The organism is Nonomuraea sp. NPDC001699 (genome assembly GCF_053596455.1).
Genome location: NZ_JBSFGF010000007.1, coordinates 38,313 through 59,326 on the forward strand (window position 1 = coordinate 38,313; position 21,014 = coordinate 59,326).

Below are 21,014 nucleotides of genomic sequence, written 5' to 3' on the forward strand. Positions count from 1 at the left end.
CCCCGTCAGGGGCCGGTCAGCGCGTGTGCCCAGGGCGGGTTCGCGCCCGCCACCGAGCACGTCAGCGCCGACACCCGGGCCGCGAACGACGCGGCGGCCACGGCCGTGTCCAGGTCGAGGCCGTCGAGCCGCCCGCCGAGCAGGCCACGCGCGCCCAGATCATGCAGGAGCCCGGCGGTGAAGGAGTCGCCCGCGCCGACCGTGTCGACGACGTCGACCTCCGGCGCGGGCACCTCCGCCCGTTCCCCGTCGAGGGACACCAGCGCCCCCGCCGCGCCGCGTGTCACCACCACGAGCCGGGCGCCGGCCGCGTGCCAGGTGTCGCAGGCCCGTTCCACCGACGCGCCGGGCAGCAGGAAGCGCAGGTCGTCGTCGCTGAGCTTGAGCACGTCGGCCCACCCGCACCAGCGCTCGACCCGGTAGTCCTCGCGGGCGGCGAGGGTGGGACGCACGTTGGGGTCGATCGAGACCGTGACCCGCGCGGCGGCCTCGCGTGCGAACTCCTCGACCGCCGCCCGGCCCGGCTCCCTGACCAGCGCCAGCGACCCGGTGTGCAGGCAGGCGGCCGGGCCGAGCCTGGCCGGGGCCAGCTCGTCCGGGCTCCACTGCCAGTCGGCGGTGCCGCCCGCGTAGAAGGTGTAGGCGGCCCGGCCGTCGCGGTCGAGCGCGGCGACCGAGAGGGTGCTCGGCTCGGCGGCCTCGACGGCCGCCGACAGGTCCACGCCCGAGGACGCCAGACGCTCACGGAACAGCGTCCCGAACACGTCGCCGGAGATGCGCCCGAGGAAACGGGCCGGCGTGCCGAGCCGGGCCAGCGCCACCGCGGTGTTGGCCGGGCCGCCTCCCGGCAGCACCCGCAACCCCAGCTCGCCCTGCCCGGCCGCGCCCTCGGAGGCGGTGAAGCCGTCGGCGACGCACTCGCCCAGAACAGCGATCATCGAGCCTGCCTTCCTGGCGCGCGCCGCCGATGCCGTACGCCCGAGGCGGCATCGACGTCTCCGAATGGGAGCTCATCATCGCAGCCCGCGATCACGCCCGCACTCACCCTCCGTCCTGGGCTCGCGTCAGGCGGTGCCGTTCCCGTCCTTCAGGTGGCGGGGCAGGCCGGTGTCCGGGACGCCGAGCCTTCGCGCGTACCGGTCGTTGAGCTCCGACCAGCCGAAGTCGACCGCCGCGGCGCCCCGGATCGGCGGGATCGGCCGCCCGTCGAGCAGTTTCTCGGCCACGTCGAGGCAGATGTGCCAACCGGCCGCCGCCTTCGGCAGCATGTCGCGGTCCTGGACGGTGTGCCGCAACGTCAGACGGGTGCCGCCGCCGGTCGCCGCCAGCTCCCAGCGCAGCAGGTCGGTGCCGAACGTGTGCTCCAGCAGCGTCGGCGGCTCGGCGCGGACGACCTCGGCCGCCATGTCCAGGGGGTTCTCGTCGTCGATCATCGTGAGCGTCACGCCGCCCGTCCCGGACAGATCCCGGCCGGCGGTGTACGGGGCCCAGGCGGAGAGCTGCCCCGGCTCGGTCAGCGCCCGCCACACCTTCTCCGGCGGGTGACGCAGGTCGCGGACGAAGACGAGGGTCCAGCGATCTCCCGTCGCCTCGCCGCCGACCTGGGCCGGCGGGCTCGGGCGGTACACGTCAGAGGTCATCACTGCTCCAGGTTGTCGAGATGCCGCTCAAGAGCGTCGAGATGCCCGTCCCACAGGGCCCGGTACGGCTGAAGCCAGTCGTCCAGCGCCCGCAGGGGGCCCGCGTGGATGCGGTAGATCCGCCGCTGCGCCGCGGTGCGGCAGGTGACGAAACCCGCCTCCCTGAGCACCTTCAGCTGCTTGGACACCGTGGGCTGGCTGACGTCGAGCGCCTCGACCAGCTCGTTCACGCTGCTCTCGGACACCCGGAGCCGATCGAGGATGCGACGCCGGGTCGGCTCGGAGAGCACGGAGAACGCGTCGACGGACATGCCTCTATATTCCGCTGGAGGTATATGCCTGTCAAGGAATATAGCCGCCTGTTCCTTCAGCGCTGGATGATGATCTCCGTGAGCCGTTCCGGCGCACGCAGCGGCAGATAGTGATCGGCCGCGGCGACGATCTCCAGGCGCGCGCCGGGAATGCCCTCGGCGAGCCGGCGGGCGATCACGCCGATCTCCGGATGGTCATGATCGCCGACGACGACGGTGGTGGGCACCGCGACCCGCTCAAGCAGCTCGACGGCGCCCACCTCGGAGAAGCGGACGTGGCCCTTCTCCGAGGCCACCCGCACCTTGGCGTTCTCGGTGACCATGCCCTCGATCGCCGCCCATCCCGGCGCCCGGTCACCCAGCGAGGCCCACACCGTCAGCTCCGTCTCGGCCAGGCGGCCGGCGTCGTTCCCGCGGTCCGCCGCCATGTAGGCGTCCGTCTCGGGAGAGTCCGGCCAGTCGTGGCCACTGGCCGACGCCGCGACCAGGACCAGGGAGCGCACCCGTTCCGGGTGCTCCAAGGTGAAGTCGAGCGCGACCTCGCCGCCCATGCTCAGCCCGACCAGCGCGGCGCGCTCGATGCCGAAGTGGTCGAGCACCGCGAGCAGGTCGTCCTCGTAGCGGAACGGAGCGGTCGGCGACGTCGAACGGCCCAGGCCCCGCGCGTCGTACCGGATCACGGTGTGGTGGCGCGCGAGGTCAGGGAGAACGCCGTCCCAGAGGCGGCTGTCGTGCACGGAGCCGTGCAGCAGGACCATGGGGGCTCCGCCGCCGGTCTTCTCGGCCCACAGGCTGCCGCCGCCGGAGACGGGGATGTACTCGATGGTCATAGGACCGATTCCATCACGCTTGTCCTGTTCTGCCGTTGACCTTGGCGGGAGGGTCATTCGGGGGGTCTCGCCTCGGCGGATGCCCGGGGGTGAGGATTCCGGTCGGTCATGTGGTTTTTTCGTGTCCGTCCGAGGGCTCGCTAAAGTTATCTCTTCGTGATGTGCGTCGCTGGCGGGTGATTTGTACAGAGAGGGCGTGTGTAGAGGAGATTGGCTGCCCGATTTTTCGTCTTTATTGGGAAATTTGGGGCCAGCGCTGCCCGATCATCCTTGTGGTTACGATTCCTTCGTCCAGTCGTTCTGCGGAGCGAAGGGGAAGAAGGGCGCCATCGATTCCCACGATCTGGCCGAACTCGAAAAGCGCCGGAACGATCCCGACTTCGCCGTGGCGTTCGCCTCCGTGATGCCGCCACGGCAGCTCAAAAGCCTTCTGGCCGGTCTGCGCCGCGCGCATGCCATCCAGTCCACCAGCCTCGACCGGCTGGCCAGGGCGCTGAGCACGCTGCTCGGCACCGCCTCCCGCGCCCCCTGCGCGGCCAGGATCTCGACCCCTTACGCCCACCGCCTGCTCGAAAACCTCGACGACCCGGAAACCGGTTTCGCGCTCGGGCAGTTGTTGCGGTACGGGCGGTTCGCCGACACGTTCCTGCGCGACCTGGCCTTCAAGGTCTACGACCATGAACGAAGCCAGCCGCCCGGGTCTCCGTACTGGCGGAACCTTCGTCCGGACTCGCTGCCGATGTGCGCCATTCCCCTGGACGAACGGGACCCCATGGCAGCCGTCATGGCCGCCCTGGCCAACCACCCCCGTGCGGCCCGCGAATTCCTGACGGACGGGCACCGGGACCCACTGGACTACCTCACCTGCGAACGCTTCTGGCCCGGCCAGACCGAGACACACCTCGACCGGGCCATCGACATCGCGGGCCTCTAGCAACCCGGTGGGGTGTTGTCGCGGTGAAGGGTCAGGGGCGGAGGCCGGTGAAGAGGTCTTCCTCGTGGTCGGGGGCGTCGACCTTGTTCAGCTTCCGTTCGAAGGCCTCGTGGGAGAACGCCTGGTGCTGGGCCTCCTCGGGCATGCGGAGGAGGAAGATGTTCTCGCCCTGGCTTTCGTGGGCCTGGAGGGCCTTGAGCTTGCGTTCGACGTAGGGGGTGACGTCGACGACCGCGGTGACCTGCTCGTCGGGGGTGCCGAAGTCGTCGGACGGCTCGAAGCCGCCCAGGTCGACGCCGCTGTCGCGCATCAGCTCGAACATGCGCTTGATCGCGGCCCGGGGGATCGCCGTGTAGTAGAACTTGTCGGGGATGCCGGTCGCCTCGACGGCGGCCACCGTGATGCGGTGGGCCTGCACGTGGTCGGGGTGGCCGTAACCGCCGCCGCCGGTCTCGTCGTAGGTGATGACCACCTGCGGGCGGTAGCGCTCCATCAGCTCGCCCAGCTTGGCGGCGGCCACCTCGACCGGGACGTTGGCGAACGCGTTGGGGTGATGGTTGGTGTCCCAGCCGTCCATGCCGGAGTCGCGGTAGCCGAGCAGCTCCACGTGGTCGATGCCCAGGTGCGCGACGGACTCGCGCAGCTCGCCCAGGCGCTTCTCGGCCACCCTGGCGGCGTCGTGACCCTCCTCGCCCGGTTTGACGCCGCCCGTGTCGTCACCCTGCTCGCCGTTGGTGCAGGTGACCAGCACGGTGCGGATGCCCTCGTCGGTGTAGCGGGCGAGGATGCCGCCGGTGCTCAGGCACTCGTCGTCGGGGTGGGCGTGGACGACCATCAAGGTGAGTTCCCGATCCATGAAGGGAACCCTACTCGGCGCGCCCGACACTTCGGCCCGCGCGTGCGCGGCGACGGCGGACGATGGACGGGGCGGGGGACGGGGTGGGGGACGGGGTGGGGGACGGGCGCGTCAGGCGGTGGTGGTCAAGGTCGTGGCGCGTCGGCGGGCGGCGGCGGCCGTGGCGCGGTCGCCCAGGGCGTCGGCCAGCGCGGCCTGCTTGAGCCAGTTGAACGGGCTGCACGGCCGTACGCCGATCCGCTCGCTCACCAGCGCCCGCGCCACCTCGTGCCGCCCGCCCCGCAGCGCCGCCTCCAGCAGCGTCTTCTGCACGGCGTCCCGCTGGGCGTGGCTGCCGCCGAACTCGTTGACCCGGTGCCGGATCGGGTACAGCAGGTCGACGACGGCCCCGAAGTCGCCCCGCCCGTACGCCACCAGGGCCCGGCACACCGGCAACCCCACCCGCGACGTCATCGCGACGTTGGTGACCCCGGGACGGGACTCCAGCGCGTACGCCTCCCGCGAGGCGACCAGCTTCTCCGCCTCCCCGATCCGCCCGGCCCCCACGTACGCCATGACCGCGTGCACGTCGTTGAAGGCGTAGAACGGCTCGGCCACCAGCGGCGGCCACGCGTCGGCCAGGGCCCGCCAGCGTCCGGGCTGGTCGGACCCCTCCAGCAGGAGCCGCCAGAGCAGCGCGGCGGCGTCCAGCAGCTCCATGGACGTGCGCCCGCCGGCCAGCGCCGCGTCGTACACCCCGAGCGCCCGGGACGTGTCGCCGGTCTCCAGGGCGTAGAGGGCGTAGTGCCACCAGGTGTGGACGTTGAAGAACGTGCCGGTGGACCAGTCGTCCAGGCGGGCGTCGAGGTAGCGCACGCCCTCGCCGAAACGGCCCTGCATCTCGTAGGTGTGCACGACCGCGTGGATGCCCCACACGTCGCGCCGGTTCAGCTCGACGGCCCGCAGGCCGACCTCCTCGGAGCGGTCGTAGTGGCCGGCCTCCTCCAGGCCGAAGGCGTACATGCCGAGCAGGTTGCCGTAGTGCCGGTCGTCGTCGTGCCAGGCGGTGAGCGCGCCGCCGACCCGGTCGCGCAGCGAGCGGGCGTCGCCGGTGAAGAAGTCGATCTGGTGCCCGGCGGCCAGGGCCAGCGCGTCGCGCGGGTGGGCGACGGTGATCTCGGCCAGCAGCGCGCCGCAGGCGGTCAGGTCGCCGTCGAGCAGCGCCTGGACGGCTGCCAGGTGCGCGCGCTCGCGGGGCAGCAGCGACGACTCGTCGGCCTGGCGGCGGAAGGCGTCGAACCGGGTGCGCGCGCTACGGGCGTCCGCCGCCTCGGTGGTCAGCAGATCGAGGTAGGCGGCCAGGACGTTGCCCATGGGGAAGCCGGGGGAGTCGGCCAGCGCGGCGGTCGCCTCGGCGTCGACCTCGGCCCGGAAGTGCAGCAGCTCGTGGATCGCCCGGTCGTAGTGGCGGGCGGCGGCGGTGCTCGCGCCGGTCATGGCCAGGCCGTGCTCGTCGGTGGTCACCCGATCACTGTAACCACGCCGCCGGTCCCGATTCAGGACGACCGCCTGACGCGCGGCCCGTCATTAGGGGCCATACGAACGAAGAGAACACTTGTCGCCCCTAACCCGCATACGTAATGTTTGATGCCGAACGACCGAGGAGGAGAGCCCATGCGCCTGGCCGACGTCGACCTCGCGGACCCCGGCAGGTTCGCCGACGGCGTGACCCCGTGGCGGATGTTCGACGTGCTGCGCGAGCGGTCCCCCGTCCACTGGCAGGACGAGCACGGGCACGGCAAGGGCTTCTGGGCGGTCACCCGGCACGCCGACATCGTGGCCGTCGGCCGCGACCCGGAGACGTTCACCTCCGAAGGCTTCACCAACCTGGAGGAGGTGGACGAGCGGCAGGCCGCGATCCGGCGTTCCATGCTGGAGACCGACGGCCCCCGCCACCACGCGCTGCGGCGGCTGCTGCTGCGCGACTTCTCGGCCAGGGCGGTGGCCGGCTACGAGGTCTTCCTGCGCGGCCTGACCGCCACGACCCTGGACGCCGCCCTGCCCAAGGGCGAGTTCGACTTCGTCAAGGAGGTCGCCGCCGACTTCCCGATCAACGTGCTGGCCCGCATGCTCGACGTGCCCGACACCCGGCGGCTCATCGACTGGGGCAACCAGATCATCGAGAACACCGACCCGGACCGGCTGCGCGAGAGCGAGAAGTACAAGGACCTGCCCTTCCGCAGCCCCGCTTCCCTGGAGGTCTTCGAGTACGGCCGGGAGCTGGCCGCCCGCCGGCGCGGCGGCGACGGCGCGGACCTGGTCAGCCGGCTCGTCAACCAGGCCCCCGCGGACGGCCTGCCGCTGTCGGACCGCGACTTCGACAACTACTTCCTGCTGCTGGTCGTGGCCGGGAACGAGACCACCCGGCACGCCATCTCGCACACCATGCTCGCCCTCATGGAGCACCCCGCCCAGCTCGACCGCCTGCGCGCCGACCCGGCGCTGATGCCGCGCGCCGTGGACGAGTTCCTGCGCTGGGCCTCACCCGTCTACCACTTCCGCCGCACCGCCACCCGCGACGTCACCCTGAACGGCCGCCGCGTCGCCGCCGGCGACAAGGTCGTCATGTGGTACGCCTCGGGCAACAGGGACGAGCGCGTCTTCCCCGACCCGTACCGGTTCGACGTGGGCAGGGACGCCGACGAGCACCTGACGTTCGGCAGGGGAGGCCCGCACTACTGCCTCGGCGGCGCGCTGGCCAGGCTGGAGATCCGGGTGCTGTTCGAGGAGCTGCTGCCGCGCCTGTCGTCGATCGAGCCCGCCGGCGAGGTGCGCAGGATCCGCTCGAACTTCGTCAACGGCATCAAGGAGCTGCCGGTCAGATGCTCTCCAGGTGCTCCATGACGCGCTTGAGCGAGCCGGCCAGCTCGCGCCGCTGATCGCTGTCGAGCTCCTTGACCACGAAGGCCTCCTGCCGGTTGAACTCCGGGAACAGCTCGCGCATCAGCCGCTCGCCGGTCGCGGTGAGCGCCAGCATGACCCGGCGGCCGTCCGTGGGATGCGGGTAGCGCCGCAGGTGGCGGTAGGACTCCAGGGTCTTGACCACGCCCGTGAGGGTGCCCTTGGAGATGCCCGCCTCGGCGGCGACGTGGCGGGTCTCGCTCTCGCCCCAGATCCACACCACCCACATCACCACGAACCCCGTCCAGGTCAGGCCGGTGTCGCGCAGGACGGTCTGCTCCAGGTGGTTGCGGATGGCCGAGGAGGCGCGGTAGACGTTGGACACCGCCCACATGGCCTCGAAGTCGATGTTGAGGTCGCCCAGCCGCTGGCCGATGGCCTCCTCGGTCTGGCGCAGCGTGTGGTGTCCCGTCATGGCACGAAAGTATATTCGGTACCTAACAATCTTCGCGCTGGCCATTCACGAACGGGCCCAAACGACCCGGCCGCCGAACATCGTCAGGTCCACCGGGGCCGCCACGACGTCCTCGTCCGCCGTCGCCGCGCTGAGGCACAGGTCGGCGACCTTGCCCGGGGTGAGCGTGCCCTTCCAGCCCTCGGCGAAGTCCTGCCGTGCTCCGGCGATCGTATAGGTGGCCAGGGCCTCCTCCAGCGAGATGCCCTCGCCGTCGCGGTCGACCAGCGCCGCCACGCCCGCCCGCCAGTCCGGCGCGGTCACCGGGGCGTCGGAGCTGCACGCGGTCAGCACGCCCGCGTCGAGCGCCGAGCGCGCCGGCCACTCCCGTTCGGCCGCCCGCGCGCCGAACAGCTCGCGCGTGGTGCCCGACTCGACGCGCTGGAGCACCGGCTGCAGGTTGATGCCGTAGCCCAGCTCGCCGAGCGTGGCCAGCGCCTGCTCGGAGGCGAACTGGCCGTGGATCACGTAGTGGCGGGGGTCGGCCCTCGGGTGCTCGCGGGAGATCGCGGCCAGCGCGTCCGCGACGGCGTCGACGCCCCGGCTGCCCACCACGTGCACGCCCGCCTGGAGGCCGGCGACGTGCACCAGGCGCAGGATCTCGTCCAGTTCGGCGACCCGCTCGGCGTCCGTGCCGCCGTGCGTGCACAGCGAGCCGTGCCCGCCCGACGGGTACGCCTCCCGCATCCAGGCCGTCTCCGACGGCGGGATCCCGTCGGCGAACACCTTCACGCCCAGCAGCCGGACCAGCCGCTCGTCCACGCCGTCCAGGTCGTCCGGCAGGCGGTCGAGGTAGGCGGCGGTGTCGGCGACCGAGGCGCCCGACATCGGGCTCGGCAGGCCCAGGACGCTCACCCGCGCGGTCAGCCCGCCCGCCCGCGCCAGCTCCCCGTACGCGCCCAGCACCCCCGGCCCCATGCCGCCCGCGAACGCCTCCCCGCCACCCGGCCCGAGGCCCGGCTCGGTGAAGCTGGTGATCCCGGCCCGGTTCAGCTCGGCCACCACCTCGCGCAGCACCCGGGTCAGGCCGCCCGGCGGAGGGGGCACCAGGCGCTGGACGACGCCCTGGTCCCCGTGGTGCAGCAGGCCGTCGCCGTCCTCGGGCAGCCCGGCCAGGCGCAGCGCGGCGGAGTTCGTCCACGTCGTGTGGCCGGAGAAGTCCTGGAGGAGGACGGGATGGTGGGGGGCGACGTCGTCCAGGTCCGCCTTCGAGGGCAGGCGGCCCTCGGCCAGCCGACCGGGGTTCCAGCCGATCCCGCGCACCCATTCGCCGGGCCCGGCGGCGCGCACCGCGGCGGCGACCCGGTCCCGCACCTCGGCGATCGACCCCACCGCCACGTCCAGGCAGAACGGCGGGCGGGTCAGGCCGTAGCCGCAGGCGTGCAGGTGGGAGTCGTTGATCCCGGGCAGCAGGACGCGGCCCCGCAGGTCCACGACCTCGGCCGCGGTCCAGCCGGCGGCGTCGCCGACGTGCGCGATCACGCCGTCGCGCACCGCCACGCCCGTCGCGTACGGCCGCGCCGGGTCCATCGTGAGCACCCGCCCGTTGACCAGCAGAAGATCGGCGTCAGTCATGAATCGTCTCCAAGGTAGGCGCGCTTGAGCGCGGCATCCGACTCGCGCAGCGGCGTGGGGTCGCCGCCGTAGGTGATCGTGCCGTGGGACAGCACGTACGCGCTGTCGGCCAGGGCCAGGGCCGCGTGCGCGAACTGCTCGACCAGCAGCACCGCGCAACCGTCGTCGGCCAGCCGCCGGATCACCGGCAGCAGCCGGCGGACGACGCCCGGCGCCAGGCCGAGCGACATCTCGTCGAGCAGCAGCGCCACGGGACCGGTCCCGATGGCCCTGGCCAGGACGAGCATCTGCTGCTCGCCGCCGGACAGCAGCCCGGCCCGCACGTCGAGCCGCCGTTCCAGCTCGGGGAACAGCTCCAGGCCGCGCCGGGGGTCGCCGGCCAGGGACAGGTTCTCGCGGGTGGTGAGCGTGCCGAACACGGCGCGGCCCTGCTCCACGTGCGCCAGGCCGTGCCTGGCCCGGTGGGTGCGCGGCCGGGCGGTCAGCGCGGCCCCGCCCAGGACGATCTCGCCCCCGGCGACCGGCACCACGCCCGAGACCGCTTCGAGCAGCGTCGTCTTGCCCGCGCCGTTCGGGCCGAGCAGGACGGTGACCTGCCCCCGCGCGGCGGTCAGCGTCACGTCCCTGACCACCGGCCGGCCGCCTCTGGCCACGGTCACGTCGCGCAGCACCAGATCCATGGGGGCGCCTCCCGTCCGCCCGCTCACGCGGCAGGCTCCTCGCCCAGGTAGGCCCGCAGGACGCGGGGCTCGGCGAACACCTCGGCGGGCGGGCCCTGGGCGACGACGCGGCCGAAGTCCAGCACGGTCACGCCCGTGCACGCCGCCCGGACCAGGTCCAGGTCGTGCTCGATGAGCAGGACGGCGGCGCCGTACCGGGCGGGGACCCGGCGCAGCCAGGCGCCCAGCCGTTCGCTCTCGGCGTGGCCGAGGCCGGCGGCGGGCTCGTCCAGCACCGCGATCGCCGGACGGGCCAGCAGCGTGCCGGCCACTTCGAGCAGCCGCCTGGCGCCCACGTCGAGCGCGGCGATCGGGTCGCCGGGCGCGGCCGTCACCAGCCCGGCCAGGCCCTCCTCCAGCTCGGCGTCGCTCAGCGCGCGGCGCGCGGCGAACCGCAGGTACTCGCGCACCGACAGGCCCACCGGCACCCGGTCCTGCTGGAACGTGCGGCGCAGCCCGGCCCTGGCGCGCCGGTGGACCGCCGCGCCGCCCCGGGCGTCCGCGACGGCGACGCCGCCGACCTCGACCAGGCCGCCTCCGGCGGGGACGAACCCGCTGATCGCGTCGACCAGGGACGACTTGCCCGCGCCGTTCGGGCCGACCAGCCCGTGCACCTCGCCGGCGAGCACGGTGAGGCCGACGTCGTCCACGGCGACGACCCGGCCGTACCGCACGCTCACCCGCTCGATCCGCAGCGCCGCGCGCCGCCCGTCCGCGGCGAGGGCCGGAGTCTCGGGTCCGGCCACCGCGGACACGCCCGGTCCGGTGTCGGCGCGTCCGGTGTCGGCGTGACGGGCGTCGGAGCGGCGGGCGCGGCGGGCGCGCAGGGCGGCGCGGAAGCCGTCGCTCATGCCCGACCCCTGCGTCATCGCCTGCACCGCGCCCACCGCGAACACGACGTTCGCCCACTGCTGCGGTACGCCGAGCCGCCGCAGCAGCTCGCTCACCAGCACGCCCAGCGCCCCGCCGACGAGCGCGCCCTCCGCGTGGTGGGCGCCCGCCATCACGGCCACCGCGTAGGCCACCAGCGACTGCCCGGGGTCGAAGTTGCGCGACACCACCATGGCGAGCTGCCCGGCCAGCAACGCCCCGGACACGCCCGCGATGAACGCGCTCACCGCGAAGGCGCTCAGCTTGGCGCCGGGCACGCTGGTCCCGGCCGCCGCCGTGGCCCGTTCCGACTCCTTCAGCGCCCGCCACGACGCCCCGAGCCGGGTCCGCCGCACCAGCGCCAGCGCCATCGCCACCAGCGCGAAGACGCCGCAGCACAGCAGGAAGTACTGGCGGTCCGAGGTCAGCCCCGCCGGACGGCCCACCACGACGCCCTGGCTCACGCCGGGGAAGGAGTTGGCGGCCATGACGACGTCCACGGTCGCGGCGAAGCCCAGCGTGACGATCGCCAGGTGCACGCCGCGCAGCCGCAGCGCGGGCAGGCCGATGAGCAGCCCGAACGGCACGGCGGCCAGGCCCGCGAGCGGCAGCCAGACGTACAGGCCGCCGGGGACGCCCCAGACGTTGAGCTGGGCGGTGGTCCAGGCGCCGATGGCGGCGAAGGCCATCTGGCACAGGGAGACCATCCCGGCCTGCCCGGCCACCACCCCGAGGCTCTGCAGCAGCACCCCGGAGATGACCGCCGACATCGCCAGGAACACCCAGTACGCCGGCAGCCCGGCGGCGAGACCGTAGGCGGCCGCCGCCGCCAGGACGCCCGCGACCGCCCACCGCGCCACCGGCCCGTCCAGCGGGACGCCCGCGACCGTCCGCCGCGTCGCCGGCCCGTCCGGCGGAACGCCCGCGACCGTCCGCCGCGTCACCGGCCCGTCAGCGCGACGCATCCCACACCTCCCTGCGCCGGCTCCACACGAGGATCAGCAGGATGGCCGCGAACGGCACCACGTCCCGGTACTGCTGCACCACCGCCGACCCCGCGAGCACCCCCTCCAGCAGCCCGAGCGCGAGCCCGCCGGCCAGCGCCCCGGCCAGCCGCCGCAGCCCGCCCAGCAGCGCCGCCGCGCAGGCGGGCACGATGAGCATGCTCAGCGACAGGATGTCGCTCGACCGCACGGGCGCCACCACCAGCAGCACCAGCGACGACAGCGCGCCGGCCAGGGCCCACACGGTCACGGTGAGCGCGCGGGTGCCGATGCCCAGCAGCTCGGTGGTGACCGGCCGCTCGGCCATGGCACGCAGGCGCAGGCCCAGCGGCGTCCGGGTGAGCAGCAGCGAGGTGCCCGCGCCGATCACGACGGCCAGGGCGAGCAGCACGACCGCCCCCTGCGTCACCACGACCCCGGCCAGCGTGGCGACGCGGCCCGCGGCCGGGTTCGGCAGCACCCGCGGCTCGTCGCCGAAGGCGATGTAGGCCAGCGCGATGATCCCGATGAGCTGCGCGATCGACACCGCCGTACGGGTCTGCGGCCCGCTCTCGGCGAACCACCGCGTCATCACCAGGCCGCACCCGGCCGACACCAGTGCCCCGGCCGCCACCCCGGCCAGGGCCGCCGCCCAGTACGGCCACCCCGCCCCGGCGAGCGCGGCCATCACGTACACCCCGGCCACGCCGGTCGCGGCGACGGCCAGGTTCACCGTCGCGGTCAGCCGGTACATGGCGGTGAGCAGGAGGCCGAGGGCGGCGAACGTGCCGCCCGCGGCCAGCCCGGAGACCAGGCCCTGGAACATCAGCCGAGCGTCCCGGGGTAGCGCACCCACTCGGGCGTGACCACGTGCCAGGCGCCGTCCTTGAGCCGGACGATCTTCCCGGCCCGGTTGGAGAAGTGCCGGGCGGCCTGCCCGAACTCGTACGGGGTGCCGGTCATCGGGGTCTGGACGGGCTTGAGCGCCCTGAACGCCGCCGTCACCGACTCGCGGGTGATCGGCCCCTTGATCGTCCTCAGCGTGTCCACGACGTAGGTGGCCGCCAGGTAGCCGCCCTGCCCGAAGGAGGTGAGCGGCACGTTCTTCGAAGTCATCAGCTCGCGCCAGTCCTTCAGCGCGGGCGAGTCCGCCTCGGTGAACGGCTCGAACTCGGCGTTGGCGTACATGCCGTCCCCGTCGGGGCCGAGGGCCTTGGCGACGGCCTCGGTGTAGGGCGCGGTGGTCATCAGCCAGTCGATGCCGGTGACGTCCTGCTGCTTGACGACCTTCATCCAGGCGATCGCCATCGGCTCGGTGCCGTTGTACAGGACCGCCCGGCAGCCATCCCGCCGGGCCCGCAGCACGAACGGCGTGGGGTCGGAGTCGGGCTTGACCGTGCGGTCGTCCAGGGTGAGCTTCTTGCCGGTCAGGGCGGTCCAGCTCTTCACGGCCCCGCCGTAGGCGTCGTTGGTGTTGCCGAGGATCGCCAGGAACATGCAGACCTTGTCCCGTTTGAGCACTTCAGAGGCGTAGTAGAGGTTGATCGCCATGTTGAGGTACGGGCCGGTGTTCACCGGGGAGACCGCCGGGGACTCGAAGCAGGTCGGGTCGACGCCGGTGCCCTGGACGGAGACGATCCCCGACTGCTGGTAGAAGGGGGCGTTCACGGCGCAGTCGAGCAGGCTGGCCGAGCCGGCCAGCGCCACGACGCCCTGGTTGGTGACGACGTCCCTGGCGGCCTGGGCGGCGGCGGCCGGGTCGCCCTTGTCGTCGGCGCTGACGTACTCGATCTTGTGGCCGTTCACGCCGCCCTGCTCGTTGACCCGGTCGAAGACGGCCTTGGCCGCGGCCGAGGAGTCGGGGAAGGTGACCGCGCCGCTCAGCGAGCTGACGCCGCCCACCTTGATGACGTTCCCGGCGCCGCCGGACGAGGCGGACGGCGGCTCGTCGGACAGGCCGCACCCGGCGACCGACAGCGGGAAGGCGAGCAGGACGGCGAGCGGGACGGCGCGTGCCCTCATGGGGATCATGGGCGACCTCTCTGCGGATTGTGGAGGGATCGTAAGGTGCCAAACGAGCTGGTTCAAGAGCTAGCTTGTTTAAGATCGTTCGGGTATGAAAGAAAAATGAAGCAACCGCGCATGCAACTCGTGCTGTCCGAGAACTGGACGATGACCTCGGCCCGCGACCTGCCGGTGCTGGTCCGGTGGGCGCGCGAGGCCGAGGACGCCGGGTTCGACTCGGTCATGGTCAGCGAGCACCTGGCGCTCGGCCCCGACGCCGGCGCCCGGGGCCGCATGGCCAATCCCCGCGAGTACGCGCTGCCCGGCAACCAGGACCCGTTCACGCCGTGGCCGTACTCGCTGGGCCTGCTGGCCGCCGTCGCCTCGGTCACCACCCGGCTGCGCCTGGCCGCCGCCGCGGTGCTCGCCCCGCTGCGCCACCCGCTGGCGCTGGCCCGCGAGCTCGGCACGCTCGACCTGCTCTCGGAGGGCCGGCTGATCGTGCTGCCCACCGTGAGCTGGAGCCGCGACGAGTACGCCGCGCTCGGCGTGCCCTTCGAGCGGCGCGGGCAACTGCTCGACGAGCACCTGGAGATCTGGGAGCTGCTCTGGCGGGACTCGCCGGTCACCTACCACGGACGGCACTACCGGTTCGACGAGGTGTACTTCGAGCCGAAGGCGTACCGGGAGAGCGGGCCGGCGCTGTGGTTCGGCGGCGCGCGGATGAGCGCCCACCTGCTGCGCCGGATGACCCGGTGGGGCAGCGGGTTCAACCCGCTCGGCTACCCGCCCGCCGAGGACATGAAGGCGCTGGCCGACGGCATGAAGGCGGCCGGTCGCGACATCGGCGAGCTGGAGCTGGCCGGCGGCACGCGGGCCGTCTTCCCCGACGCCGTCTCCTGCGCGCCGCTCGGCCCGGCCCTGGAGCACATCCCGGCCCGGATGGCCGAGGGTTACACCACCTTCTGCATCAAGCCGTCGCAGTTCGTCGACGACCCGGACGGCGTGGGCGCGTTCTGCCGCGAGGTCATGCGGCGGGTGGGCGAGCTGACCGGGTGAGGACGTCGCGCGGCCGGCCCTCATCCGGCCGCGCGACGGGATCATGGGGCCAGCGCCTCCCGCACCAGGGCGGTGTCGGTGAACTGCTCGAAGCGGGTGGCCACGCCGTCCTCCAGGTGCCAGACGTGGGTGAAGCGCACCTTCATCGACTTGCCGGTGGCCCGGTAGGTGCCGCTGTAGTGGCCGATCGCCACGACCACGTCGCCGCCGTCGACGAACTCCTCCGGCTCGGCCTGGTAGCCGTCCCACTCGCTGCCCAGCTTGGCGAACACCTCCGACAGCACCTGCTCCGGCCCCACGTACGTGCCCCCGTACGGGAAGCCGGCCATCTCCGTCCACCGGGCCTGCGGGCCCAGCAGGGACACGATGCCGTTCACGTCGCCGGCCGCCGAGGCCGCGTAGGAGGCGCGTACGGCGTCGAGATTGTCGCTCATCTGTGTTTCTCCTCAGACCGGTTCCTCACCGGCCGGATAGGTGACCTGACCCAGCGGCTCGATGTACGCGCCGCCGGGGGAGTGGTGGATCTCGCCCTCGCCCGACAGGCCGAAGAACGTGCCGACGGTGCGCAGGGCGGTCCAGTCGTAGAGCCAGGTGGCCGCCACCGGGATGCGGAACTCCCGGAAGGTGAACACGTACAGGTCGTCGGCGATCTTCCAGGCGGTGGCCAGGTCGACGTCGCCGTGGCCACGCTGCGCGCCGGCCAGGCACTGCCAGGCGTAGCGCTCGGAGCTGAGGTAGACGTGCTCGTAGAGGTGCTCGGGGCTGTAGCGGTACAGGGCCCGCCGGCCGATCAGCTCGCGGGTCGGCGCGGGCGGCTCGCCGGTGACCTCCCGGCCCTCGATCACGCCGGGCGTGAACGTCTGCGACACCCGCGGCTGCCCCGGGACCGGCTCGGGCGCGATGACCGAGACGACGCGCAGCGCCCGGCCCGTGGTCGTGTGCAGGACGGTGACCGTGTACTCCCGGGGCCGCCCGGTGTGGGCGCGGCCGACGTAGAACAGGTCCTCGCGCATGGCCACGGCCTCGTACGCCTCGGCGGGCCCGCCGTCGGCGTGCACCTTGTAACGGCTCGCGAAGGCCAGGGACGTCTTGCTGCCGTCGTCGAAGGTGAGGTCCACCTCGGTGCCCGCGAGCGCGTAGGTGGCCGGAAGGCGGTTCGTGGCGATCCCGGGCGCGAAATCGTCCATGTTCTTCCAACCGGCAGGGCGATCGGTCATGAACGGGCTCCTTCCTCCACGAATTCGTCTATGAAATCATATAGCTTCCCGTTGTAAAGGAGTAGGCGATGAGGCTCAAGGGAAAGGTCGCGCTGATCACCGGGGCGGGCACCGGCATCGGCGCGGCGACCGCCCGCAGGTTCGCCGCCGAGGGGGCCTCGGTGATGCTGACCGGCCGCCGTCCCGGGCCGCTGGCCGAGGTGGCCGCGGACCTGGGCGACGCGGCGGCCGTGGCCTGCGCGGACATGTCCGACACCGTCCAGGCGCGGGAGGCGGTCGAGGCGTGCCTGGGCCGCTTCGGCGGGCTCGACGTGCTGGTGGCCAACGCGGGCGGCCACGGGGGAGGGCCGGTCGGCGAGACCGACGACGCGTCCTGGCGGCTCAGCCTCGACGCCAACCTCAACACCTGCTTCGTGACCTGCCGGGAGGCGCTGCCGGCGCTGGTGCGGTCGAAGGGCGTGATCGTCGTCGTGTCGTCGATCGCGGGCCTGGCCGCCGGCCCGGCCGTGTCCGGATATGTCACTACGAAACACGCGCTCATCGGCCTGACCCGCTCGATCGCCCGCGACTACGGGCCCCAGGGCGTCCGGGCCAACTGCCTGTGCCCCGGCTGGGTCCGCACGCCGATGGCCGACGAGGAGATGGACGTGCTGGTCGGCCGGGACGGCATCACCCGCGACGCGGCGTACGAGCTGGTCACCAAGGACGTGCCGCTGCGCCGTCCGGCCACCGCCGACGAGATCGCCGCGATCTGCCTGTTCCTCGCCTCGTCCGACAGTGCCGTCATGACCGGCAGCGTCGTCGTGGCCGACGGCGGCGCGACCGCCGTTGACCTGCCCACCCTCGCCTTCGACTGATCATCGACGCCTAGGCCGCCAGTTCCTGGGCAAAGGGGAGTTCTTACGCAAACCCCCAGGAGGAACGGTGAGCACCGCACATAGCGCGGGCCGCGGGGCCATGGACGCGGGCCGCGAAGCCAAGGACGCGGCCCGCAGAGCGGCCGACAGCCCGGCGATGACCACGCTGGCCCGCGTGGGCCTGGCCTGCCGCGGCGTGCTGTACGCGCTGATCGGCGTGCTGGCGTTGCAGATCGCCTTCGGTGACGGCTCGCGTCAGGCCGACAAGTCGGGCGCCATCACCACCATCGCCGGACTGCCCTTCGGCCAGGTGCTGTTGTGGATCATGACGGTCGGCTTCGCCGGGCTGGCGCTGTGGCAGGCGTCGGAGGCGCTGTTCAGCCACCGCAAGGCCACCGACCGGGCCCAGTCGGGCTTCCGCACCGGCGTGTACGTCCTGATCTGCGTGACCCTGCTGAGCGTGCTGCTGGCCGGCCAGGCCAAGTCCGACGACAAGCAGTCGCAGAACCTGACGAGCAAGCTGCTCGACCTGCCCGGCGGCCAGGTCATCGTCGGCCTGATCGGGCTCGGCATCGTCGCCCTCGGCATCTACTGGATCTACGAGGGCGCCACCAGGAAGTTCGAGCGCGAGCTCGACCTCGGGCGCATGTCGCCCAAGGCCCGCAAGGTGATGGAACGGCTCGGCCAGGCCGGCTACATCGCCCGCGGCGTGATCACCGGCGGCGCCGGCCTCTTCGTCGGCTACGCGGCGATCACCTTCGACCCCGACAAGGCGGGCGGCATCGACGCCACCCTGCGGCGCTTCGCCGACACGCCGGCGGGGCCGTGGCTGCTCGCGGTGGTGGCGCTCGGGCTGCTGCTGTTCGCGGGCTACTGCTTCGGCGAGTCCCGCTGGCGCCGCACCTGACGCCACCCCGGCCGCGCGCCCGGACGCCGCACCTGGCGGCACCCTGGTCGCGTGCGCGAGCGGCGGGTCCCCGGGCGGGGCCCGCCGCTCGGGTGTGTCCGAGGGGGCGGTCCGGTCAGGCCGGGCGGCCGGCGACCACCGCGCGTCCCATCGCCGGGTCGTCGCAGAACGCGCCGTCGACGCCGAGCTCGATGAGCCTGGCCAGCCAGCCGGCCACGTCACCGGTGGCCCGCCCGTAGACCGGGCTTGCCGGGTCCCCCCTGCGGTAGTCGGCCGGGAGCTGGGAGTTCTCGTTGCGGATCGTCCACACGTGCACGTCGAGCCGCCTGCGGTGGGCGTCCTGGACCAGCGTGGTCGGGGGCAGCGTCGCGCCCGCGGCGTCCACCGGGACCACGCGGCGGGTGTCCACGCCGATCCCGGCGGCGTACCGGGCCACCTCGCGCAGCCCCTCGGGCGTCACCATGTCGTCGTAGGTGCGCGTGCTGCCGGAGGCCACCCAGTCGTAGGGCGCGCCGCCGGAGGTGATGAGCTGGATGAGCGGCAAACGCGTGCGTTCGCGCAGCTCGCGCAGGTTCGCCGTCTCGAAGGACTGGATGTACGCCTTGCGCACGTGGTACCGGTTCAGCACCTCCAGCAGCGGCTCCTCCAGCGACAGCCCGACCGAGTCGAAGTACGTCGGATGCTTGGTCTCGGGGTAGACCCCGACGCCGTGCCGCTGCGCGAGCCGGACGACCTCCTCGAACGTCGGGATCTCGGCGACCCCGTCGAAGGCGGTGTTGTCGGGCCGCAGGTCGGGCACGCGTTCCTTGGCCCGCAGCGTCTTCAGCTCGGCCAGCGTGAAGTCCTCGGTGAACCAGCCGGTGACCGGCCGGCCGTCCACGGTCTTGGTGGCGCGCCGGCCGGCGAACTCGGGGTGGGCGGCCACGTCGGTCGTGCCGGAGATCTCGTTCTCGTGCCGGGCGACCAGCACGTGGTCCTTGGTGGAGACCAGGTCGGGTTCGATGTAGTCGGCGCCCATCGCGATGGCCGCCTCGTAGGACGGCAGCGTGTGCTCGGGCCGGTGGGCGCTGGCGCCCCGGTGCCCGATCACGACGGGGGCCTGGCCGCGGCGCTCGGCCGTGGCGGAGGGCGTCTGGGTCAGCACGACAGCGACCGTACCGCCGGCCAGGAGGGCGGCCAGCGCGCTCGCGAACAACCTGCGCGTCGTCATGCGGGCACGTTAGACCGCCGAGGTGGCCCGGACGTTACGCCTGGGCGCACAGTGCAGGACGGGTTCAGCCGAGACCGAAACGGGGGATCGGCAGGTCCTCGGTGGCGACGTGCACGATGTGCGCCTCGGTGTAGACGTCGATGCTGTACCGTCCGCCCTCCCGGCCGAGCCCGCTGGCCTTCACGCCGCCGAAGGGCGTGCGCAGGTCGCGGATGTTCTGGGAGTTGATCCAGAGCATGCCGGCCTCGACGGACCGGGCCAGGCGGTGGGCGCGGCGCAGGTCGCTGGTCCACACGTAGGCGGCCAGGCCGTACCGGGTGGCGTTGGCCAGCTCCAGGGCCTCCTTCTCGGTGGAGAAGGGGGTGACGCAGACGACCGGGCCGAAGATCTCCTCCTGGAAGATCCGCATGGCGGGCGTCACGTCGGCGAAGACCGTGGCGGCCAGGAAGTTGCCCTCGGGCAGGCCGTCCGGGCGGCCGCCGCCGGCCACCAGGCGGGCGCCCTCCTCGACGCCGGCCCGCACGTACGACATGACCCGCTCGTAGTGCTCGGGATGGATGAGCGCGCCCAGCTCGGTCGCCAGGTCGTGCGGCGGGCCGACGCGGACCCGCGCGGCGCGCTCGGCGAGCCGGGCCACGAACTCCTCGTAGACGGTGTCCTGGACGAGCACCCGCGAGCTGGCCGTGCAGCGCTCGCCGTTGAGCGAGAAGACGCCGAAGACGGCCGCGTCGAGCGCCCGTTCCAGGTCGGCGTCGTCGAAGACGAGCAGCGGCGACTTGCCGCCCAGCTCCATGGAGAGCGTCTTCAGGCCGGTGGCGGCGTCGCGCATGATGGCCTGCCCGGTGGCGGTCTCGCCGGTGAAGGAGATCACCGGCACGTCGGGATGGGCCACCAGCGCCGCCCCGGCCCGCTCGCCGATGCCGTGGACGAGGTTGAACACGCCCGCGGGCAGCCCGGCCTCCTCCATGATCTCCGGCAGCAGGCTGGCCGACAGCGGCGACCACTCGGCCGGTTTGAGCACCACCGGGCAGCCGGCCGCCAGCGCGGGCGCGAGCTTCCAGGTCTCCAGCATGAACGGCGTGTTCCACGGCGTGATCAGCCCGGCCACGCCGACCGGCTTGCGCACGACGTAGTTGAGCTGGGCCGAGCCGACGCGGTAGACGTCCTCGCCCAGGTTGCTGATGACGTCGGCGAAGAAGCGGAAGTTGTGCGCCGCGCGGCGGGCCTGGCCCCTGGCCTGGGTGATGGGCAGGCCGGTGTCACCGCACTCCAGATCGGCGATGCGCTCGTCGCGTGACTCGATGGCCGCCGCGATCCCGCGCAGCACCGCCGCCCGCTCCTCGCCCGTCATGCGCGGCCACGGCCCGTCGGTGAACGCCTTGAGCGCGGCGCGCACGGCGAGGCCGACGTCCTCGGCGTCCCCTGAGGCGACGGTCAGCGCGGGGCGGTTGGTCGCGGGTTCGAGCGAGGTGAAGGTCTCGCCGGACACGCTGGGCACGTGGGCCCCGTCGATGTAGTGCTCAAGGTTCAACGGGAGATCTCCTTGCACTGGGACGGCGGCTCCCCGGCCACGGGTGCGATCGATCCCCTGTCGGACGTGCGGCCGGCCTGCCAGCTCATGGCACTCCTCCGCCCCGCCACGATGATT

Annotated in this window: 21 protein-coding genes; 5 read left to right on the forward strand and 16 right to left on the reverse strand. The window is 72.9% G+C overall.

All coding sequences use genetic code 11. The annotated features are described in order from the left end of the window. Nucleotides 1–5 precede the first annotated feature (5 nt). The 4 genes from ACWCSU_RS21935 to ACWCSU_RS21950 all read right to left on the reverse strand — a co-directional run bounded on the left by ACWCSU_RS21935 (nucleotide 6) and on the right by ACWCSU_RS21950 (nucleotide 2,781). Complete coding sequence (locus ACWCSU_RS21935; RefSeq protein ID WP_449937078.1) at nucleotides 6–938, reverse strand: carbohydrate kinase family protein; 933 nt, start codon at nucleotides 936–938, stop codon at nucleotides 6–8. A 126-nt stretch (nucleotides 939–1,064) separates the two neighbouring features. Beyond that, on the reverse strand, nucleotides 1,065–1,640 hold the full coding sequence (locus tag ACWCSU_RS21940) for an SRPBCC family protein (protein WP_449937079.1): 576 nt from the start codon (nucleotides 1,638–1,640) through the stop codon (nucleotides 1,065–1,067). Next, nucleotides 1,640–1,951, reverse strand: a complete 312-nt coding sequence (locus tag ACWCSU_RS21945) for an ArsR/SmtB family transcription factor (protein ID WP_357707549.1) — start codon at nucleotides 1,949–1,951, stop codon at nucleotides 1,640–1,642. Before ACWCSU_RS21945 ends, ACWCSU_RS21940 begins: the two co-directional genes overlap by 1 nt. Before the next feature lie 56 nt (nucleotides 1,952–2,007). Next, complete coding sequence (locus ACWCSU_RS21950; protein ID WP_449937080.1) at nucleotides 2,008–2,781, reverse strand: alpha/beta fold hydrolase; 774 nt, start codon at nucleotides 2,779–2,781, stop codon at nucleotides 2,008–2,010. Nucleotides 2,782–3,025: 244 nt separating this feature from the next. On the opposite strand from ACWCSU_RS21950, the gene ACWCSU_RS21955 reads away from it, so the two are divergent. Continuing rightward, nucleotides 3,026–3,715, forward strand: coding sequence for a hypothetical protein (locus ACWCSU_RS21955; RefSeq protein WP_449937081.1), 690 nt, complete (start codon nucleotides 3,026–3,028; stop codon nucleotides 3,713–3,715). 31 nt (nucleotides 3,716–3,746) lie between these two features. On the opposite strand, the gene ACWCSU_RS21960 is transcribed toward ACWCSU_RS21955, so the two are convergent. Together ACWCSU_RS21960 and ACWCSU_RS21965 are read right to left on the reverse strand one after the other, a co-directional pair. Further along, entirely contained in the window at nucleotides 3,747–4,571 is an 825-nt protein-coding gene (locus tag ACWCSU_RS21960; RefSeq protein WP_449937083.1) for a PIG-L family deacetylase, read from the reverse strand. 111 nt (nucleotides 4,572–4,682) lie between these two features. Next, the gene (locus tag ACWCSU_RS21965) at nucleotides 4,683–6,074 is read right to left on the reverse strand and encodes a tetratricopeptide repeat protein (RefSeq protein ID WP_449937084.1); all 1,392 of its coding nucleotides are present in this window, start codon (nucleotides 6,072–6,074) and stop codon (nucleotides 4,683–4,685) included. A 150-nt stretch (nucleotides 6,075–6,224) separates the two neighbouring features. Here ACWCSU_RS21965 and ACWCSU_RS21970 point away from each other — a divergent pair, with 150 nt between their 5' ends. Continuing rightward, complete coding sequence (locus tag ACWCSU_RS21970; RefSeq protein ID WP_449937085.1) at nucleotides 6,225–7,454, forward strand: cytochrome P450; 1,230 nt, start codon at nucleotides 6,225–6,227, stop codon at nucleotides 7,452–7,454. Here ACWCSU_RS21970 and ACWCSU_RS21975 read toward each other — a convergent pair. From ACWCSU_RS21975 to ACWCSU_RS22000, 6 genes are read right to left on the reverse strand one after another with little or no spacing between them, the layout of a single operon-like run. Then, nucleotides 7,429–7,926 (reverse strand): MarR family winged helix-turn-helix transcriptional regulator, encoded by a 498-nt coding sequence (locus tag ACWCSU_RS21975; RefSeq protein WP_357707562.1) that lies wholly within the window; start codon nucleotides 7,924–7,926, stop codon nucleotides 7,429–7,431. The genes ACWCSU_RS21970 and ACWCSU_RS21975 overlap by 26 nt on opposite strands. Nucleotides 7,927–7,971: 45 nt before the next feature. Next, complete coding sequence (locus tag ACWCSU_RS21980) at nucleotides 7,972–9,540, reverse strand: amidohydrolase (protein ID WP_449937086.1); 1,569 nt, start codon at nucleotides 9,538–9,540, stop codon at nucleotides 7,972–7,974. Then, complete coding sequence (locus tag ACWCSU_RS21985) at nucleotides 9,537–10,247, reverse strand: ABC transporter ATP-binding protein (protein WP_449937088.1); 711 nt, start codon at nucleotides 10,245–10,247, stop codon at nucleotides 9,537–9,539. The genes ACWCSU_RS21980 and ACWCSU_RS21985 overlap by 4 nt, the downstream gene beginning before the upstream one ends. After that, on the reverse strand, nucleotides 10,244–12,094 hold the full coding sequence (locus tag ACWCSU_RS21990; protein ID WP_449937089.1) for a branched-chain amino acid ABC transporter ATP-binding protein/permease: 1,851 nt from the start codon (nucleotides 12,092–12,094) through the stop codon (nucleotides 10,244–10,246). Before ACWCSU_RS21990 ends, ACWCSU_RS21985 begins: the two co-directional genes overlap by 4 nt. Continuing rightward, entirely contained in the window at nucleotides 12,081–12,938 is an 858-nt protein-coding gene (locus ACWCSU_RS21995; RefSeq protein WP_449937091.1) for an ABC transporter permease subunit, read from the reverse strand. The genes ACWCSU_RS21990 and ACWCSU_RS21995 overlap by 14 nt, the downstream gene beginning before the upstream one ends. After that, the gene (locus ACWCSU_RS22000; RefSeq protein ID WP_449937092.1) at nucleotides 12,938–14,143 is read right to left on the reverse strand and encodes an ABC transporter substrate-binding protein; all 1,206 of its coding nucleotides are present in this window, start codon (nucleotides 14,141–14,143) and stop codon (nucleotides 12,938–12,940) included. Before ACWCSU_RS22000 ends, ACWCSU_RS21995 begins: the two co-directional genes overlap by 1 nt. A 96-nt stretch (nucleotides 14,144–14,239) precedes the next feature. Here ACWCSU_RS22000 and ACWCSU_RS22005 point away from each other — a divergent pair, with 96 nt between their 5' ends. Further along, nucleotides 14,240–15,175 carry a TIGR03619 family F420-dependent LLM class oxidoreductase gene (locus tag ACWCSU_RS22005; protein ID WP_449937094.1) on the forward strand — a complete coding sequence of 312 codons (936 nt, stop codon included), beginning with the start codon at nucleotides 14,240–14,242 and terminating at the stop codon, nucleotides 15,173–15,175. 41 nt (nucleotides 15,176–15,216) lie between these two features. Here the strand turns inward: ACWCSU_RS22005 and ACWCSU_RS22010 are convergent, their stop codons facing one another. Both ACWCSU_RS22010 and ACWCSU_RS22015 read right to left on the reverse strand, forming a co-directional pair. Continuing rightward, nucleotides 15,217–15,609 (reverse strand): nuclear transport factor 2 family protein, encoded by a 393-nt coding sequence (locus ACWCSU_RS22010; RefSeq protein WP_357707576.1) that lies wholly within the window; start codon nucleotides 15,607–15,609, stop codon nucleotides 15,217–15,219. A gap of 12 nt (nucleotides 15,610–15,621) precedes the next feature. Then, nucleotides 15,622–16,392, reverse strand: a complete 771-nt coding sequence (locus ACWCSU_RS22015; RefSeq protein WP_357707578.1) for a MoaF C-terminal domain-containing protein — start codon at nucleotides 16,390–16,392, stop codon at nucleotides 15,622–15,624. Between the two features lie 68 nt (nucleotides 16,393–16,460). Here ACWCSU_RS22015 and ACWCSU_RS22020 point away from each other — a divergent pair, with 68 nt between their 5' ends. Both ACWCSU_RS22020 and ACWCSU_RS22025 read left to right on the forward strand, forming a co-directional pair. Then, nucleotides 16,461–17,249, forward strand: a complete 789-nt coding sequence (locus ACWCSU_RS22020) for an SDR family NAD(P)-dependent oxidoreductase (protein WP_449937095.1) — start codon at nucleotides 16,461–16,463, stop codon at nucleotides 17,247–17,249. A 67-nt stretch (nucleotides 17,250–17,316) separates the two neighbouring features. Then, complete coding sequence (locus ACWCSU_RS22025; RefSeq protein WP_449937098.1) at nucleotides 17,317–18,156, forward strand: DUF1206 domain-containing protein; 840 nt, start codon at nucleotides 17,317–17,319, stop codon at nucleotides 18,154–18,156. A 115-nt stretch (nucleotides 18,157–18,271) separates the two neighbouring features. On the opposite strand, the gene ACWCSU_RS22030 is transcribed toward ACWCSU_RS22025, so the two are convergent. Continuing rightward, nucleotides 18,272–19,366 (reverse strand): glycerophosphodiester phosphodiesterase, encoded by a 1,095-nt coding sequence (locus ACWCSU_RS22030; protein WP_364103524.1) that lies wholly within the window; start codon nucleotides 19,364–19,366, stop codon nucleotides 18,272–18,274. 64 nt (nucleotides 19,367–19,430) lie between these two features. Next, complete coding sequence (hpaE, locus tag ACWCSU_RS22035; RefSeq protein WP_449937099.1) at nucleotides 19,431–20,897, reverse strand: 5-carboxymethyl-2-hydroxymuconate semialdehyde dehydrogenase; 1,467 nt, start codon at nucleotides 20,895–20,897, stop codon at nucleotides 19,431–19,433. Between the last annotated feature and the right edge of the window lie 117 nt (nucleotides 20,898–21,014).

Coding starts and splice junctions, on each gene's coding strand:
- ACWCSU_RS22030 (WP_364103524.1), bottom strand. CDS start 19,366: ATGACGACGCGCAGGTTGTTCGCGAGCGCGCTGGCCGCCCTCCTGGCC.
- ACWCSU_RS21975 (WP_357707562.1), bottom strand. CDS start 7,926: ATGACGGGACACCACACGCTGCGCCAGACCGAGGAGGCCATCGGCCAG.
- ACWCSU_RS21970 (WP_449937085.1), top strand. CDS start 6,225: ATGCGCCTGGCCGACGTCGACCTCGCGGACCCCGGCAGGTTCGCCGAC.
- ACWCSU_RS21990 (WP_449937089.1), bottom strand. CDS start 12,094: ATGCGTCGCGCTGACGGGCCGGTGACGCGGCGGACGGTCGCGGGCGTT.
- ACWCSU_RS21995 (WP_449937091.1), bottom strand. CDS start 12,938: ATGTTCCAGGGCCTGGTCTCCGGGCTGGCCGCGGGCGGCACGTTCGCC.
- ACWCSU_RS21980 (WP_449937086.1), bottom strand. CDS start 9,540: ATGACTGACGCCGATCTTCTGCTGGTCAACGGGCGGGTGCTCACGATG.
- ACWCSU_RS22000 (WP_449937092.1), bottom strand. CDS start 14,143: ATGATCCCCATGAGGGCACGCGCCGTCCCGCTCGCCGTCCTGCTCGCC.
- ACWCSU_RS21945 (WP_357707549.1), bottom strand. CDS start 1,951: ATGTCCGTCGACGCGTTCTCCGTGCTCTCCGAGCCGACCCGGCGTCGC.
- ACWCSU_RS21940 (WP_449937079.1), bottom strand. CDS start 1,640: ATGACCTCTGACGTGTACCGCCCGAGCCCGCCGGCCCAGGTCGGCGGC.
- ACWCSU_RS22020 (WP_449937095.1), top strand. CDS start 16,461: ATGAGGCTCAAGGGAAAGGTCGCGCTGATCACCGGGGCGGGCACCGGC.
- ACWCSU_RS22015 (WP_357707578.1), bottom strand. CDS start 16,392: ATGACCGATCGCCCTGCCGGTTGGAAGAACATGGACGATTTCGCGCCC.
- ACWCSU_RS21935 (WP_449937078.1), bottom strand. CDS start 938: ATGATCGCTGTTCTGGGCGAGTGCGTCGCCGACGGCTTCACCGCCTCC.
- ACWCSU_RS21950 (WP_449937080.1), bottom strand. CDS start 2,781: ATGACCATCGAGTACATCCCCGTCTCCGGCGGCGGCAGCCTGTGGGCC.
- ACWCSU_RS22005 (WP_449937094.1), top strand. CDS start 14,240: ATGAAGCAACCGCGCATGCAACTCGTGCTGTCCGAGAACTGGACGATG.
- ACWCSU_RS21960 (WP_449937083.1), bottom strand. CDS start 4,571: ATGGATCGGGAACTCACCTTGATGGTCGTCCACGCCCACCCCGACGAC.
- ACWCSU_RS22010 (WP_357707576.1), bottom strand. CDS start 15,609: ATGAGCGACAATCTCGACGCCGTACGCGCCTCCTACGCGGCCTCGGCG.